2 protein-coding genes are annotated in these 2,585 nt (G+C 31.1%); both read right to left on the reverse strand.

Annotated features, from left to right (window positions below):
- Positions 1–873 (reverse strand): ABC transporter permease (locus ACMOUI_RS03895; protein WP_418964429.1); only part of this gene is annotated, 873 nt, incomplete at its 3' end.
- A 9-nt stretch (positions 874–882) separates the two neighbouring features.
- Entirely contained in the window at positions 883–2,403 is a 1,521-nt protein-coding gene (locus ACMOUI_RS03900) for an ABC transporter substrate-binding protein (protein ID WP_418964430.1), read from the reverse strand.
- Positions 2,404–2,585 lie beyond the last annotated feature (182 nt).

A 2,585-nucleotide genomic window follows, 5' to 3' on the forward strand; every position in this document is an offset into this window, starting at 1 on the left:
AGAAAAGCTTATATAAAGAACAACTCCCTGTACCAAAGGGTAGTCTTTTCGACTGATTCCTTCCATTAAAAGAGTTCCTAAACCAGGAAGAGTAAAAACATTTTCAATAACAATAGTTCCAGTGATTAAATATATGGTGATCATTCCAATTATTGTGATAACATTGATCAGTGAGTTTCTTAAAATATGTCCTCTATATATCTCACTCGGATTTAATCCTTTACTTCTAGCCACTCTAACATAATCTTTTGAACTCTCCTCTATCATACTATTACATAGATAGTGACTAACTAAAGGCACTTTACTTATGCTTAAAGTCAATATAGGGAGGATTAAAGATTTTAAAGATGTAATCGGATATCTTTCCCAGTTTATAGTTCCCAAAGTTGGAAGAAGTCTCAGTTTTAAGGAGAATATATACATTAAAATTATAGCAATCCAAAAAGCTGGTATTGAAAACCCAATCTGGGAAAAGACTTTTAAAAATTTAAAAGTTTTTTTTCTATGGTTTTTAGCTAGGATAGTACCTAAGGGAATAGATACAACTATCACTATTATAAGGGTTGTTGCCGTTATTACAAAGGTGGTAAAAAATCTTGATTTAATCAGCTCCAGTACTGTGTAACCTGAGTATGAAAATGAATTACCTAGGTTTCCCTTTAAAATCTGGATACACCACCTAAAAAATCTGGTATATAAAGGGGAGTTTAATCCAAACTCCTCCCTTAATCGAGCTTCCAAAATAGGATCACTTTCAATACCCAATCTGGTCAAAACTGGATCCCCTGGAAGAGCCTCAAAAAGTAAAAAAATAATCAATGAAACAACAAAGATAGTTATAAAAGATGAGAAAATTTTTTTTAAGTAATTCAAACTTTTCACCTACTTACTATTCTTTTTTAGCTTTATAGTTGAAACATCTATAAAGGCAAAGGGATAAGTTTTATATCCTGTATATTTAGATGATAGAGCGATTGCTACCCCTTGATCCAATAGGTATACAGATGCAATATCCCTATTTAATAAGGTCTGAATCTCTTTATATATCTCAATTTTTCTCTCACTGTCGTAGGTTTGAGTAGCCTCTTTTAAAAGATTATCCACCTCTTTATTTGAATAGTTCCCCATATTAGATGAATAGTTTGTTTCATATCTTTGTAAAATTCTCTGTGGATCAGGATAACCTGCAACTCTTAAAAGAGCGGCCTCATACTTATGTCCTCTATACACTTCTGGAAGATATTGACCCCAAGGAATAGGGTTTATCTTTACCTCAACTCCCACTTTAGACAGATCCTCCTTTATAAAAAGTGCCAAATCATTTTCAAAGGTATTCTCTGAAATAGTCGTTAAAGTAAAGTTAAGATTGGAATATCCAGCTTCTTTTAAAAGCTCTTTAGCTTTTTCGGGATTGTAAGGATAACTTTTCTCAACACTATTTTCATATATCTCCTTTAAATAAGGGGACATATGCGTATAAAGTTTTTCAGCTTTAGGCAAAGCTAGGTTTTCAACAACTCTATCCATATCAATAGCTTGCCAAATAGCTTGTCTAACTTTTTTATCTTGAAATGGCTTAAAGGAGTTATTTAGATAAAGTACATTTACATCGTTTCCTAAAGAGGATACTATCTCAATATTTGGATCTTTTTTTATCTCTTTTAAAGATTCTAAATTTAGAGGTAAAAAGTCAATTTCACCATTTTTAAAGGAAAGAAGTCTACCAGCTCCCTCTTTATAAATTTTAAACTCTACCTCTTTTACTTCTGGAGCTCCTAAGTAATAGTCCTCAAAGGATTCCAGTACAATCTTTTGTCCAGGGATATACTCAACAAACTTGTATGGACCAGCTCCAATTGGATTTTTTTCAAGTTGGTTTTCAGGGATATTGGCTGGAATTATGGAAACATCAGCAATATTGTATATGTCAGAGCTACTTTTTTGAGCCTCATCTATATTTATTTCAATGGTATTATCTTTTAAAATATTTATACTCTCTAGCTTTTTATTCCATTCACCAACAATGGCTTTACCAGTATTTATACCAGATACTCTTTCAAAAGAGTATTTAACATCCTCAGGAGTTATATTTTTTCCATTGTGGAATTTAAGATTATCTCTCAGTTTAAAAACATAAGTTCTTCCATTATTTTTTATCTCATAGGACTCAGCTAATGCTGGGATAAGCTTTTTAGAATCAGGATCAAATCTAATCAATCCAGTGTTTATATTTCTAATAACCTCTTTTGTAGCAGCGGAAACATCAGTGTCGGGAGCTATAGAGTTAAATCCTACTTTAATTGGTATTATCATTTTTGGATTCTCTTCAGTCTTTTCATCTTTACATCCAGTTAAAGAAAGTAGTGATAATGTCATTAAAGTAGCTATAAATTTCTTTTTCATAATACCTCCAAAATTTTAATCTCAACTGTATTAAGTTTAACATAGTTTTACAAGAAATTCCATATGTACAGAAAATAAAATGGGTATGGAAGTAAATATATTTCTTTAGAAAAAAATATGATAGAATATTTAATATCAATAAAGAATCTGTTAACTAAAGATGAAAAATAGGTCCAATTCCT

The sequence above is a fragment of the Cetobacterium sp. genome (assembly GCF_048470075.1).
Taxonomy (GTDB): domain Bacteria; phylum Fusobacteriota; class Fusobacteriia; order Fusobacteriales; family Fusobacteriaceae; genus Cetobacterium_A.

Coding starts and splice junctions, on each gene's coding strand:
- ACMOUI_RS03900 (WP_418964430.1), bottom strand. CDS start 2,403: ATGAAAAAGAAATTTATAGCTACTTTAATGACATTATCACTACTTTCT.